At 63.7% G+C, this 13,806-nt stretch carries 9 protein-coding genes; 6 read left to right on the top strand and 3 right to left on the bottom strand.

The features are described from left to right. Positions 1-45 precede the first annotated feature (45 nt). Entirely contained in the window at positions 46-1,548 is a 1,503-nt protein-coding gene (gene gatB / locus KK137_RS09535; protein ID WP_214536213.1) for an Asp-tRNA(Asn)/Glu-tRNA(Gln) amidotransferase subunit GatB, read from the top strand. Positions 1,549-1,556: 8 nt separating this feature from the next. On the opposite strand, the gene KK137_RS09530 is transcribed toward gatB, so the two are convergent. Further along, complete coding sequence (locus KK137_RS09530) at positions 1,557-1,976, bottom strand: YbaY family lipoprotein (protein WP_214536212.1); 420 nt, start codon at positions 1,974-1,976, stop codon at positions 1,557-1,559. A gap of 201 nt (positions 1,977-2,177) precedes the next feature. On the opposite strand from KK137_RS09530, the gene KK137_RS09525 reads away from it, so the two are divergent. Continuing rightward, positions 2,178-2,636, top strand: a complete 459-nt coding sequence (locus KK137_RS09525) for a tRNA (cytidine(34)-2'-O)-methyltransferase (protein ID WP_214536211.1) — start codon at positions 2,178-2,180, stop codon at positions 2,634-2,636. Here the strand turns inward: KK137_RS09525 and KK137_RS09520 are convergent. Next, entirely contained in the window at positions 2,633-5,479 is a 2,847-nt protein-coding gene (locus KK137_RS09520) for a M16 family metallopeptidase (protein ID WP_214536210.1), read from the bottom strand. The two genes, KK137_RS09525 and KK137_RS09520, sit on opposite strands and share 4 nt — an antisense overlap. A 163-nt stretch (positions 5,480-5,642) precedes the next feature. Here KK137_RS09520 and KK137_RS09515 point away from each other — a divergent pair, with 163 nt between their 5' ends. The 4 genes from KK137_RS09515 (at position 5,643) to KK137_RS09500 (ending at position 10,718) form a co-directional block, all read left to right on the top strand. Then, positions 5,643-6,119 carry a nuclear transport factor 2 family protein gene (locus tag KK137_RS09515; RefSeq protein WP_214536209.1) on the top strand — a complete coding sequence of 159 codons (477 nt, stop codon included), beginning with the start codon at positions 5,643-5,645 and terminating at the stop codon, positions 6,117-6,119. A 125-nt stretch (positions 6,120-6,244) separates the two neighbouring features. Continuing rightward, a complete protein-coding gene (clpB, locus tag KK137_RS09510; RefSeq protein WP_214536208.1) occupies positions 6,245-8,824 on the top strand; it encodes an ATP-dependent chaperone ClpB in 2,580 nt (859 codons plus the stop codon). Between the two features lie 108 nt (positions 8,825-8,932). After that, positions 8,933-9,436, top strand: coding sequence for a hypothetical protein (locus tag KK137_RS09505; protein ID WP_214536207.1), 504 nt, complete (start codon positions 8,933-8,935; stop codon positions 9,434-9,436). Positions 9,437-9,464: 28 nt separating this feature from the next. Further along, positions 9,465-10,718: an aspartyl/asparaginyl beta-hydroxylase domain-containing protein gene (locus KK137_RS09500; protein WP_214536206.1), complete on the top strand. Its 1,254-nt coding sequence runs from the start codon at positions 9,465-9,467 to the stop codon at positions 10,716-10,718. Between the two features lie 104 nt (positions 10,719-10,822). Here KK137_RS09500 and KK137_RS09495 read toward each other — a convergent pair whose 3' ends face one another. Beyond that, on the bottom strand, positions 10,823-13,711 hold the full coding sequence (locus KK137_RS09495; protein WP_214536205.1) for a TonB-dependent receptor domain-containing protein: 2,889 nt from the start codon (positions 13,709-13,711) through the stop codon (positions 10,823-10,825). Between the last annotated feature and the right edge of the window lie 95 nt (positions 13,712-13,806).

Raw genomic sequence — 13,806 nt, 5'->3', positions numbered from 1 at the left:
ATCTAACGCTTTCCTACTTGGGAATGGCGCATTATCGGCTTGGGCATGACTGAATCCACTTATCGCATTCGTGGCGCCACCGGTGATTGGGAGGTCGTGATCGGCCTCGAGGTGCACGCCCAGGTTACCAGCAAGGCCAAGCTGTTCTCGGGCGCGGCTACCGCCTTCGGGGCAGAGCCGAACGCGCAGGTCAGCCTGGTCGACGCGGCGATGCCGGGCATGTTGCCGGTGCCGAACCGGGAATGCATCCGCCAGGCGGTTCGTACCGGCATGGCCATCGATGCCCAGATCAACAAGTGGAGCCGGTTCGACCGCAAGAACTACTTCTACGCCGATCTTCCGCAGGGCTACCAGATCAGCCAGCTCTACCATCCGCTGGTGGGCGAAGGATCGCTGGTGGTCGAAGCTGACGAAAAGGCCGGCATCCCGGCCGACAAGCGCATCGGCATCGAACGCATCCATGTCGAGCAGGACGCGGGCAAGCTGATGCACGACCAGCACCCGACGATGTCCTATGTGGACCTCAACCGCTCGGGCGTGGCGCTGATGGAGATCGTCAGCCGCCCCGACATGCGGTCACCGGCAGAGGCCGGGGCCTATGTCCGCAAGCTGCGTTCGATCCTGCGTTATGTCGGCAGCTGCGACGGCAATATGGAGGAAGGCTCCATGCGCGCCGACGTGAACGTTTCGGTCCGCAAGCCGGGCGACGAATTCGGCACGCGGACAGAGACCAAGAACGTCAACTCGGTGCGCTTCGTCATGCAGACGATCGAGCACGAGGCACGGCGTCAGGTCGACCTGATCGAAGACGGCGGCAAGGTGGTGCAGGAAACTCGGCTGTTCGATCCGAGCACCGGCACGACCCGTTCAATGCGAAGCAAGGAAGACGCGCACGATTACCGCTATTTCCCAGATCCCGACCTGCTGCCGCTGGAGCTGGACGACGCGTTCCTCGACGAATGCCGCGAGAGCCTGCCTGAGCTGCCGGACGCCAAGCGTCGCCGTTATGTGGAGGACCTGGGCCTGAGCGCCTACAATGCGCAAGTGCTGACCGCTGAGGTGGAGACCGCTCGCTGGTTCGAGGCTCTGCTGCTGGAGACGGCCACCGCACAGGGCAAGCAGCCCGCCGATGTCGCCAAGCAGGCGGCGAACTGGCTGATCTCGGAGTTCTTCGGGGCGCTCAACAAGGCCGGTCACGAACTGGAGGACAGTCCCGTCGGCCACGCCCAGGCGGCCGAGCTGCTGGCGCTGATTGGCAAGGGCACGATCTCGGGCTCGATCGCCAAGCAGGTCCTCGAGAAGATGCTCGAGACGGGCGATGGCGCCGCCGCGATCGTCGAGCGCGAAGGGCTCAAGCAGGAAAGCGACAGCGGCGCGATCGAGGCCGCGGTCGACAAGATCCTGGCCGATAACGCCGACAAGGTCGAACAGTACAAGGCGGGCAAGGAAGCGCTGTTCGGCTTCTTCGTCGGCCAGACGATGAAGGCGATGCAGGGCAAGGGCAACCCGCAGGTCGTCAACGAAGTGCTGAAGGCGAAGCTGGGGTAGGCCTCAGCCTATCGGTTTGCGCTCACCAGGTTGAGTGCGATCGACTGTCCCGGCGGCGGCAGCGGGTTGTGGGTATCGGTGATCCACAGCATTCGGCCCGCCGCGTCATCGATGCGCGCAAAGACGGAGTAGGTACGCCTCGGCTCGATCTTCGCGGGATCGTATTTCAGCGAGAACGGGATCGGCACCTGGCGCCCTTCGGACTTGAACTCGGTCGAAGCGATGGTGACCGAAGGAGCGTCTTGCAGGCTGACATCGCGGATCTGCACCGTGACCACCGCATCAGGGATCAGGGCGATGCGTTCGCGGTAGGCGACCGTGCCTTGCAGCGTCACATGATTTGCGGCCGAACCACCGCCACCGTCCGAAGGAGTCGAACAGGCGGCGAGGCCGAGGGCCAGTAACATGGCTGAATAGCTGCGACGCATCCGGTGCCCTCCTCTTAACCAATACCGGATGAACAGACTTTCATTGCGAGCGTTCCCTGAATTTCGATGGTTCGACACGCTCACCACGAACGGGGGAGAGTGTGGCGTTGCTCCTATCCCCGATTATCCTGAGCTTGTCGAAGGATCCGTTCCAGCACGAGCCCCCTAGCCAGGCGGCCAACGCCGGAGCAGAGGGAGCGGATGTCGCTTTCCATCGTCCTCGTCCAACCCGAGATTCCCCATAATACCGGTGCCGTCGGCCGGACATGCGTGGCGCTCGATCTTGAGCTTGTGCTGATCCACCCGCTGGGCTTCGAAATCACCGACAAGTCGGTGCGCCGCTCCGGGCTCGACTACTGGCAGCACGTCCGCCTGACCCAATTCGCAAGCTGGGATGAGTTCGTCACCGAGCGCGCGCCGCGCCGCGACCAGCTGTTCTTGTTCGAGGAATACGGGGCGCGCTCGTTCCAGGAACCGGAGTACCCCGAAGACGCCTATCTGGTATTCGGACGCGAAACGAAGGGTTTGCCTGACACGATCGCTGAGCCGCTGGCGGATCGTCTGTTCCGCCTGCCCATGCGCTCGCCGCACATCCGCTCGCTCAATCTGTCCAACACCGTGGCGGTGGCGGCCTATCAGGCGCTTCGCGGAAGGCTCTAGAGGTCCTCCGCCTTCAGGTATTCGATCGGCAGGCCCAACCCGGCCAGCTGGCTGTCGATCTGGTCGCGGTCACCGACCACGATGACCACCAGATCGTCAGGCGAGAGATATTGCCGAGCGGCGCCATCGATTTTCCCAGCGTCGATGGCCCGGTAGATGTCCGGCAGGCGCGCCTGATAGTCGTCCGGGCGACCGAACTGCTGGTTGGCGAGCAGCGCGTTCAGGACCTGGCTATTGGTCTGGTAACGGTTCGGAAGACCGCGCACGTTGCCTTCGGTTACGCGCTGGAGTTCCGTCTGGTCGACACCCTTGCTGGTGGCGAAGGCGGCCATGTCATCGAGGATCAGACGGATTGAATCCGCGGTACGATCGGACTGCACGGGGGTGTATACTGTCAACGCCACCGGACCCGTCACGCCGCTGATCCCGCTGCGAATGCCGTAAGTCCAGCTCTTCTCCTCGCGAAGGTTCATGTTGAGGCGCGAGAGGAAGCCGTCGCCGATCACTTCGTTGGCAAGGTCGAGCGCCTCCATGCCCTGCTGCGTCCCTTCGAGCGGCAGCACGCGGGCAAGGAGCAGGACCGATTGCGGCGAGTTGGGCCGGTCGATTACGACAAGCTTGCGCTGGGGTGCCGGAGTGGGGGCGGCGAGGTTCTTGACCGGCTTGGCGGCCGCGGGAGCCTTCCAGTCGCCGAATGCCGTTTCGAGTGCCGGCATCAGCTCCGCCATCGTCACATCACCAACGACAGTGATGCGCGCGGCGTCGGGTCGCAGCCATTTGTCGTGTTCCGCCCGGAGGTCCGCGGGGGTCAGGGCTTCGATGACCGAGACCTTGCCCGTGCCCCCGACCGATCCGTACGGATGCGCGTCGCCGTAGATCAGCGGCCCGAGCGCGCGTTGTGCCAGGCCTGAGGGATCGGCCTGCTCCTGCGCGATCTCTGCCAGGCGCTGGTCCTTCACGCGCGCTACTTCGGCCGGTTCGAACGCCGGGTTGCGGACGATGTCGGCCATGAGTTCGAGCGAAGGCACGAGGTTCGCCGTCAGGGCGGTAAGCGACACCGTGCTGTCATCGGTCGAAGCACCGGTGCCGATCGAGGCGCCGAGCCGTTCCTGGGCGACCGCGATATCGAGCGCGCTACGCGTCTTGGTGCCTTCCTTGAGCAGCTCCATCATCAGCGTCTGCGTGCCCGCACGGGAGCCGCCGTCCGCGGCCTCACCGGCGTCGAAAGACATGGCGAGCGAGACCTTGGGAATGGCCGTCCGGCGAGCGAGAGTCACCTCGATGCCATTGGAGAGGCGGGCGTGCTCGACTTGCGGGAAAGTCAGCGCTGCGACCGGAGCGACCGGCGGATAGTCGCGCTTAGGTCCTTCGGTCAGCGCCGGGGCGGGAGCCTTGGCGTCTGGGGCGGGCGGAGCCACGGTGCCTTCGTCACCCCAGCCGCCCATAAGCGCGCCGTCCTCGGTCCGGTCACCCGGCACGACCGACAGGGTGTAGGCCGGGCGCGACAACCAGCGCTGGAGGGCGGCCTGGACCTGAGCGGGAGTTAGGGCGGCGAGCTCGGCCAGTTCCTTCTTATAGTTCGCCGGATCGCCTGCGTAGATCAGGCCCTCGGCCAGCGTCGCGCCCTTGCCGGAAAAACCGCCGACTTGTTCGAGCAGGCCGATCTGCGAGGAGACAAGCTGGGTCGCGGCGCGCTTGAGCTCGTCCTCAGTTGGACCTTGCGCCAGCAGTTCGGCAATCACCTGGTCGAAGCGCGCCTCGGCCTTCGCGGGATCGACGCCCGGCTTGATGTCCATCGTCGCCTGCAGGAAGCTCAACTTCTCGAACTGCTGGGCTCCGGCGCTCACGCTAACCGCCAACTGCTCGCCACGCACCAGCACGTTGTCGAGCCGCGAGCTAGCCAGGCCCCCGAGGACGTGAAGGCCGACCGCGAGCGGCACCGCATCGGGATCGGTCCATGAAGGTCCGGTCCAGGTGCGATAAAGGCGCGTGACGGGAATCTGATCCGCCATTTCCTCCCGCACCGGGGCGGCCAGGGCCACGGGCTCGGCTGCCACCGAGTGAATCTCGGGGCCGCGCGGAATATCGCCGAACCAGCGTTCGACCATCGGCTTTGCGGTAGCGGCATCGATGTCGCCGGCCAGGACCAGCACCACGTTGTTCGGCGCGTAGTTGTCGGTGAACCACTGGCGCACGTCGGTCAGGCTCGCCGCATCGAGATCGGCCATCGAGCCGATCGTCGAATGGCGATAGGGGTGGCCGACCGGGAACAGCGCGTCGCCGATCTTGTAGTCGACCAGGCCGTAGGGCTGGTTGTCGCCCTGGCGCTTCTCGTTCTGCACTACGCCGCGCTGCTTATCGAGCTTGTCCTGCGTCACCGCGCCCAGCAAGTGCCCCATGCGGTCGCTTTCCATGAACAGCGCCAGGTCGAGCGCGCCGGTCGGCACGATCTCGACGTAGTTGGTGCGGTCGTACCAGGTAGAGCCGTTGGTGCTGGTGGAGCCTGCGGCCTCCAGCGGAACGTCGAAGTTGTCGACGTTTTCGCTGCCGCCAAACATCAGGTGTTCGAACAGGTGGGCAAAGCCGGTGCGGCCACGCGGCTCGTTCTTGGAGCCGACGCGGTAGTAGATCGTCACGCCGACCACGGGGCTCTTGCGATCGGTGTGGACGATCGTCGTCAGCCCGTTTGGCAGGGTGAAGGTCTCAAAGGGAATGTCCACCTCCGCTACGAGCTGCGACAGCGGCGCTGCTGGCGTGGCCGCCGGGGCCTGTGCACCGGCAGGACCGGTGATGGCGAGCGAAACGGCGAGGGGAAGGGTGAGCAGACGGTAGAGTGGCTTCATGCGCGATGGATAGCACGCTGCGAACGGGGCGCCAGCAGCGGAATCGCAGTTGGTCGAACGGTGTTTGCGGTTCGCCTGTCCCCTCCGGCTTGCGGTAAGGATTCTCCGAGGGGTGACAGGGCGGGTGAGCTTACCCTAACCCTCCTGCAGCGAAGGAGAGACCATGACCGAGTTTACCCCCCGTCCGCCGCTGCCGCCGTTCACCTCCGAAACTGCCGCGCAGAAGGCGCGCATGGCGGAGGACGCCTGGAACGGGCGCGATCCTGAACGGGTTTCGCTCGCCTATACTCCGGACAGCAAGTGGCGGAACCGCGCCGAATTCTTGGAGGGGCGTGAGGCGATCGTAGGGTTCCTGCAGCGTAAGTGGTCACGAGAACTGGATTACCGGCTGATCAAGGAGCTCTGGGCCTTCACCGGTAACCGTATTGCCGTGCGTTTCGCCTATGAATGGCGCGACGACAGCGGCTCGTGGTTCCGCTCGTATGGAAACGAGAACTGGGAATTCGACGAGCACGGCCTGATGCGGCTGCGGATCGCCAGCATCAATGACCTGCCGATCACCGAGGCCGAACGGAAGTTCCACTGGCCGCTGGGTCGCCGTCCCGACGACCATCCCGGACTGTCGGAACTCGGACTCTGAGGAACTCGTTATCGGAGTATCAGATTGACCTGCCTTCCACTGGAATAGGACACTAAGACACCAGCCACTCTTGCGTTGCCCAACCGCGAAACCATCTTAGGCTCGACAGGATTTGAGGGGCTTCCATGAATCTCGAAAAGTTCACCGACCGCGCCAAGGGCTTTCTCCAGGCTGCGCAAACTGTCGCCATTCGCTTGAGCCATCAGCGCATTACGCCCGAGCACCTGCTTAAGGCGTTGCTGGACGATAGCGAAGGCATGGCAGCGCAGTTGATCCAACGCGCCGGCGGCGACGCCAGGGTCGCTGTCGACGGGGTAGATGCGGCGCTGGCCAAGATTCCGGCGGTGTCAGGTGGCGGAGCCCAGTCGACGCCGGGCCTCGACAACGACACGGTCCGCATCCTCGACCAGGCGGAGCAACTGGCCACCAAGGCGGGTGACAGCTTCGTTCCGGTCCAGCGCATCCTGCAAGCGCTTGCGCTCGCCACGACCACGGCGGCGGGGCAGGCGCTAAAGGCGGCGCATGTCGATCCCAAGGCGCTCGAAACCGCGATCCAGGACGCGACGGGCGGGCGGTCTGCCCACAGCTCTTCGGCCGAAGAGAGCTACGACGCGATGAAGAAGTACGCGCGCGACCTGACTCAGGCCGCGCGTGACGGCAAGCTCGACCCGGTGATCGGCCGTGACGAGGAAATCCGCCGGACAATCCAGATTCTCGCTCGCCGCACGAAGAACAACCCCGTCCTGATCGGCGAGCCCGGTACCGGCAAGACAGCCGTGGTCGAAGGCCTCGCGCTGCGCATCGCCAATGGCGACGTGCCCGACAGCCTCAAGGGCCGTAAGCTGATGAGCCTGGACATGGGTTCGCTGATCGCCGGGGCGAAGTATCGTGGTGAGTTCGAGGAACGGCTCAAGGCCGTGCTCGACGAGGTCAAGGGCGCCGAGGGCGACATCATCCTGTTCATCGACGAGATGCACACGCTGATAGGCGCGGGCGCGTCCGAGGGCTCGATGGATGCGGGCAACCTGCTCAAGCCCGCCCTGGCTCGCGGGGAGCTGCATTGCATCGGCGCGACCACGCTCGACGAGTACCAGAAGTACGTCGAAAAGGACGCCGCGCTTCAGCGTCGCTTCCAGCCGATCTACGTCAACGAGCCCAGCGTAGAGGACACCATCAGCATCCTGCGGGGGCTCAAGGAGAAGTACGAGCTCCACCACGGTGTGCGGATCACGGATGGTGCGATCGTTGCGGCCGCGCAGTTGTCAAACCGCTACATCTCCGACCGCTTCCTGCCCGACAAGGCGATCGACCTGATGGACGAGGCTGCCAGCCGCATCCGAATGGAAGTGGAAAGCAAGCCCGAGGAAATCGAAGGGCTCGACCGGCGCATCATACAGCTCAAGATCGAAGAGTCCGCACTTGCCAAGGAGAAGGACGAGGCGTCCAAGGATCGCCTCATCGCCTTGCGGGAAGAGTTGGCGAACCTCGAACAGCAGTCCTCGGAACTGACCACCCGCTGGCAGAACGAGCGCGAGAAGATCCACGCCGAGGCGAAGATCAAGGAGCAGCTCGACCAGGCGCGGATCGAGCTGGAGCAGGCGCAGCGGACCGGCGATCTGGGCCGCGCCGGGGAGCTTTCGTACGGTCGGATTCCCGAGCTCGAGAAGCAGCTTGCCGAGGCGCAAGGGCACCAGGAAAACGCCTTGCTGCGCGAAGAAGTGACCGAAGACGATATCGCCTCGGTCGTGAGCCGCTGGACCGGTGTTCCCGTCGATAAGATGATGCAGGGCGAGCGCGAGAAGCTGCTCAGGATGGAAGAAGTCATCGGCACGCGGGTCATCGGCCAGGAGCAAGCGGTGGAGGCCGTCTCAAAGGCCGTACGCCGCGCGCGTGCCGGCTTGCAGGACCCCAATCGGCCGCTCGGCAGCTTCCTGTTCCTCGGCCCCACGGGCGTCGGCAAGACCGAACTGACCAAGGCTCTCGCCGCGTTCCTGTTCGATGACGACACAGCGATGGTGCGCATCGACATGAGCGAATTCATGGAGAAGCATGCGGTCGCTCGCCTGATCGGCGCGCCTCCGGGCTATGTAGGCTACGAGGAAGGCGGCGTGCTGACCGAAGCCGTGCGGCGGCGGCCCTATCAGGTCGTGCTGTTCGACGAGGTCGAGAAGGCGCACCCGGACGTGTTCAACGTCCTGCTCCAAGTTCTGGACGACGGGCGCCTGACCGACGGGCAGGGCCGGGTGGTCAACTTCTCGAACACCCTGATCATCCTGACCAGCAACCTCGGCAGCCAGTACCTCTCCAACCTGGACGAAGGCCAGAAGGTAGAGGATGTCGAGCCGCAGGTAATGGAGGTCGTGCGCGCACATTTCCGACCCGAATTCCTCAACCGTCTGGACGAGATCATCCTGTTCCACCGGCTTGCGCCCGAACACATGGCGCCGATCGTCGATATTCAGGTCGAGCGGGTGCAGCGCCTGCTCAAGGATCGCAAGATTACGCTCGAACTGACCGACGCGGCGCGGCGCTGGCTCGGGCGGGTCGGCTACGACCCCGTCTACGGCGCCCGGCCGCTGAAGCGAGCCGTGCAGCGGTACCTGCAGGATCCTCTGGCCGAGATGCTGCTCTCAGGCGAGGTCCCGGACGGCAGCACGGTCAAGGTCGACGAAGGCGACGGGGTACTCAACATCGCTGTCGCCTGAGGCAAATCGCACGGGGCTAACGGCCTCTTCGCGCTTGAGACTGCAGGGGAAGCCACTAGTCTGACTCTCGAAGCTGGCCCTCCGGTCGGCAAGGGACGAGGCCTCTCGATGACCAAGCGGTGGATGTGGGCAACAGCAGCGGCCGTCTTGGCCACGCAAGGCGCAGCGGCCTGGGCCGCGCCGACGGTGGAAGAATGTCGCGCCATTGCCGATCGAGAGCAACGTCTCGCCTGTTATGACGAGGTGCCCGTCGCGACTCCTGCCAGCCCCGCTCCGGTCAGTGCGGCACCGGCCAGTGCGGCTGCGGCCATTCCAGCCCAGACCTCAGCGGAACGGCAAGCCGCAGCGGAACAGAACTTCGGCCTCGCGGCAAACCAGGTACGGACGGAGCCTGAGCGCGTGACCGCCAAGATCGTGGAGATGCGGCCGGGCCGGAAAGGTCCCCTCCTCGTGCTCGACAACGGTCACGAGTGGCAGGTCACCACTGATCGCAATCTCGCCGATCGGTTGCGGGTGGGGCAGACTGTCGAGATCAAGCGCGGCATGATGAGCGGTTATCGTGTCTACGTCGATGGCGTCACCGGCATGGAGACGGTGCAACGCATCAAGTGAGCCCGATTGACGGCATGGCGACTAAAGCATGAAATCGATCAGCGAGTTCGAACAGACGGCGCGGCAGGCCATGGCACGGGGCGATGTCGCTACGGCGATGGCGCAGTGGACGGCATTGCTCGAACAGGACCCTGGCCACGGTCCAGCGCTTAATGCGCTTGGGAACTGGCACCTCGCCAAAGGAGAGGCGATCGAGGCGCGCGACCTGTTTCGGCGGGCCAATGCTGCCGATCCCGGGCAGCCGGCTCTCCTGTTCAATCTCGCGGCGGCGGAGAGGGCCGCGGGGGACCAGCTGGCTTCGTTGAACGCGCTGGACGGCGCTCTCGCCATAGATCCCTATTTCGTCCAGGCGATCTTCCAGAAGGCCGTACTCCTGGAAGACATGGGGCGCCCGCGCGAGGCGGCGATCGTTTACCGCCAATTCCTCGACACCGCGCCGGAGGATGTCCGGGGCTCTCCCCGCTTCCAGCCTCTCATCGCACGAGCGGAGGAGGCCGTCGCGCGCGACAACGAAGCGCTCGGCCGGTCGATGGAGGCACCGGCGCCCAGTATCAGGATGAGCGAGGCGAGGGCGGCCCTGCTAGGTGAGCAGCCGGTCTACGTTGCCGAACCGACGTTCCTTTCGATCCCGCGTTTGCCGGCCATTCCCTTCTTCGATCGGGCCGTGACGCCGTGGTTCGAAGAGCTTGAAGCCGCCACACCGGAGCTGCTTGCCGAGGCGACGGCCGTTGCTGCCAATGCGGACGATCCGGCGTTCGTACCCTATGTCGACAATCCGCCAGGCGTTCCGGCCAACCAGTGGGCGGAGCTCGATCATTCCAAGCTATGGAGCGCCTTCTTCTTCTGGAAGCATGGCGTGCGCAATGAAGCCAATGCGGCCCGCTGCCCGCGCACGATCGCTTTGCTCGATCGGATGCCGTTGGCGGATATGCAGGGCCGGACGCCGAACGCGTTCTTCTCCGTTCTTGCACCCAGGACGCGTATTCCGGTTCATACCGGGGTGAGCAACGCGCGCGCTACTGTGCACTTGCCGTTGATCGTTCCGCCGGGCTGCGGCTTTCGCGTTGGCGCGGAAACGCGCGAGTGGGTGCCCGGGCAGGCCTGGGCGTTTGATGACACCATTCAGCATGAAGCCTGGAACGATAGCGACGAACCGCGCCTGATTTTGATTTTCGACGTCTGGAACCCATTCCTCGATGCAGAGGAGCGGGAATTCGTGCGCCAGATGCTCGATGCGCACGCAGCCCATCATGGCCGCATAGGCTTTAGCGACACTCTTTAGCCAGGCATGAGCGGACGGCTCGCCGGCTCGATCCCTTCAACACCACACAAAAAAGGGGGCGGCGGAATGATCCGCCGCCCCCGATTTTTGTCGGCCTACTTCGATCAGAAGCGCGCGTTGGCGCCGATGAAGAAGTTCCGTCCGAGCGGCTCGTAGGTCGCCGGGAAGGTGTTGCCGCTGTTCTCGGTCGTGCCACCGTAGTCGTTACCGACGATCGGCGGCTTCTTGTCGAGCAGGTTGTTGATGCCGAAGCGGAAGGTCATGTTGTCCGTGACATCGACGCTGCTGAACAGGTCGAAGTAGCTACGCGCACCGATGACCGGCACCGCGAAGTCCGCCGCATCAGCCGTGCCAAAGGCAACCGTGTCGTTGGTCAGCTTGCCGATGTAGCGCCAGCGGAGCTGGACCATGGCCGGACCCGACTCGAACGTCGTCGTCTGGACGAACTGCCACTTCGGAACTGGGCGGAGACAGACCTTACCGACGAGGCCTTCGCATTCGACGACGTCAGAGAGTTCGGTGGATTGGAATTCGCTGGCGAGGGTGCGAGTTGCATTCACGCCGAACGCCAGGGTCGAATCCGCACCTACGTCGAACTGATACTGCGCCGTGACGTCGATGCCCTTGGCCGCGAGGAAGCCCGCGTTGGTGTTAGTGGCGTCCACACCGGTTTCGGTGCCGCCGCTGAGGCTGCCGTCAATCGGATTGCGGTGAATCCGCTGGCAGAACTCGCTGGAAGCATCCTGCTCCACAAAGTAGCAGAGGCGGACGATTTCTTCCTCCGGGAGTTGAAGGATCGCGTTCTTAACCTTGATGTCATAGTAGTCGACGGTTGCCGAGAAGCCAGGCAGGAATGACGGATTGAAGACGATCCCAGCTGTGATGGTTTCCGACTTTTCGGGCGTAAGGCTGATTTCGCCGCCAATGTAGTTGTTGATCTGTCCAGCGATCGGACCGCCGACCACTTCTGCGGCCGCGGCAGCTGCCGGAACGCCGGTGGCAAGACAGAGCTGAGCAAGCGGTCCTCCCGCTGCGTAAGCGGCCGCATCCAGGTTCGGATTGCCATCGTCATCGAACGAAGAGCAGGGATCGGCAGTAAGGTCACCGGTGCTGGGAGTGATCGGCTGACCGATCTCGTTCAGGTTCGGGGCACGGACCGCACGCTGGTACATGGCACGGAGACGAATACCGTCGATCGGCTCGATATCGCCGCCAATCTTCCAGCTGGTCGTGTTAAACTTATTGCCCTGACCCGTGAGATTGTCGCGGTTCTGGTAGTCGGCATAACGGATACCGGCTTCAATGCTGGCGATGTCGAAGATTGGAAGCTTGGCTTCGCCGTAGACTTCCTTGATCTCGATCTGAGCGTCGATCGGAGTCGATGAACCGAAGCCGGGCGCATTGCCCTGGATCAGGTTCTCGTCTGGATTAGCCGTCGAATGCTCTTTGCGGTACTCGACACCGCCGACAAGACCACCGGTCTTCGTGCCACCGAGCGCGAAAGGCAGATCGTAGGTGAGGTAGCCGCCCGCAACCGTCTGCGAGGTGGTATCGTATTGTTGCAGGTCAAGACGGATCGCGTTGCCCGCCTCCTGAGTCAGATTGCCGGCACCGAACAAGTTGACCGTACCGTCAGTAATTCCCGCCTGAGTACGGGCGAACGAGATGTCGTTCGCAAAGGTCTGCGTACGGCTGGTGCGGCCCCACTGACCAAATGCTTCCCAGCTTAAACCTTCGACGATCTCGCCACGGAAGCCGCCCACGAACTGATAGGCAGTGTTTTCATAGATTGAGTCACGCGTACCGATTTCAATGGTTCGGCGGCCAATTGGCACTCTGACGACGCCATCGCCGTCTGTGTCATTTTCAGCAAGGACGCCAATCGCTTGAGCGTTCAAATTCGGGTTCGCGAGTTCAACTTCCGGCGTCGAGGGGTCGTCACCGACCCTAATGTCGAACGGGAAGTTGAAAGTGCCCGAATGGGCAACAATCGTCGTAACGCGCGTGTTTGCGAACGAAGCACGTCCGAAGAACTCGATCGCGTCGGTGATCTCATAGCTCCCGAGTGCCGTAGCGGTCCACTTTTCCTGCGGCGCTTGCAGCAGGTTGTAGGGATTGAAGTTGAAGCCGTGAATTTCGGCAACATACGGGATCAGGTTGCCGTTCGTATCGAAGGTGCAGACGCCAGCAGTCGTGCCGCCAAGGCAGGCCGACGAGACGAGACCGCGGATGGTGCCTGCGGCGTTCGTGGAACTGCCGCCGCCCGCGCTAAGCGTTGAGTCCAGCACATTGCGCGAGTACGCGCGGTCACCCTGCGTCACAGCGTCGGTCTTAACCCAACCGACATTGGCGACAAGGTTGCCCCGGCCGTCTTCGCTGTTGACGCCCATGGTCACGCTGAACGAACGCTCGAAACCGTCGCCCTTCTGCGTCAGACCGAGCTGGCCGTCAGCCTCGAGGCCTTCGAAGTCTTGCTTGAGCACGAAGTTGACGACGCCGGCGATCGCGTCCGAACCGTAAACCGACGAGGCGCCGCCGGTCAGAACTTCCACGCGCTCGATCAGAGCGGCCGGGATCATGTTGAGGTCGACAACGCCGTTGGAGTCGTAAGGAACGAAGCGCTTGCCGTCGACGAGGACGAGCGTGCGCTCTTCACCGAGGTTGCGGAGGTCGACCGTGGCCACGCCCGGGTTGCCGTTGTTGGTGTTGCCACCAATGGCCGGAACGGCCTGCGGCAGGGTGCGGATGAATTCTTCCGGAGTGTTGGTACCGGAAATCTGCAGCTGTTCGGCGGTGACGGCCACCACCGGGCTCGAAGCGTCGAGGTCAGGCCGGTTGAGGCGCGAACCCGTGACGATGATCACTTCGCCTTCGCTGGTCGCAGCCTGTCCGCTGTCGGTCGTGGTATCTTGTGCAATAGCCTGTTGCCCGACGAACGCGGCAACGATGGCGATGGGCGCAACGGCGCCCTTCAAATAGCTTTGGATGTTCACAGATCAGTCCCCAATCGTATCCGGCGTGCCGGACGTTGACCTGCAATACGCTCCTTCCCGCCCGCCTAATCGTCCCTGCGAACTTGGGTGAGATT

Origin of the sequence: Croceibacterium selenioxidans, from assembly GCF_018599195.1 — a bacterium.
Classification (GTDB): domain Bacteria; phylum Pseudomonadota; class Alphaproteobacteria; order Sphingomonadales; family Sphingomonadaceae; genus Croceibacterium_A; species Croceibacterium_A selenioxidans.
The sequence above is the reverse complement of the archived record's forward strand: the minus strand, read 5'-3'. Positions and strand labels throughout refer to the sequence as shown.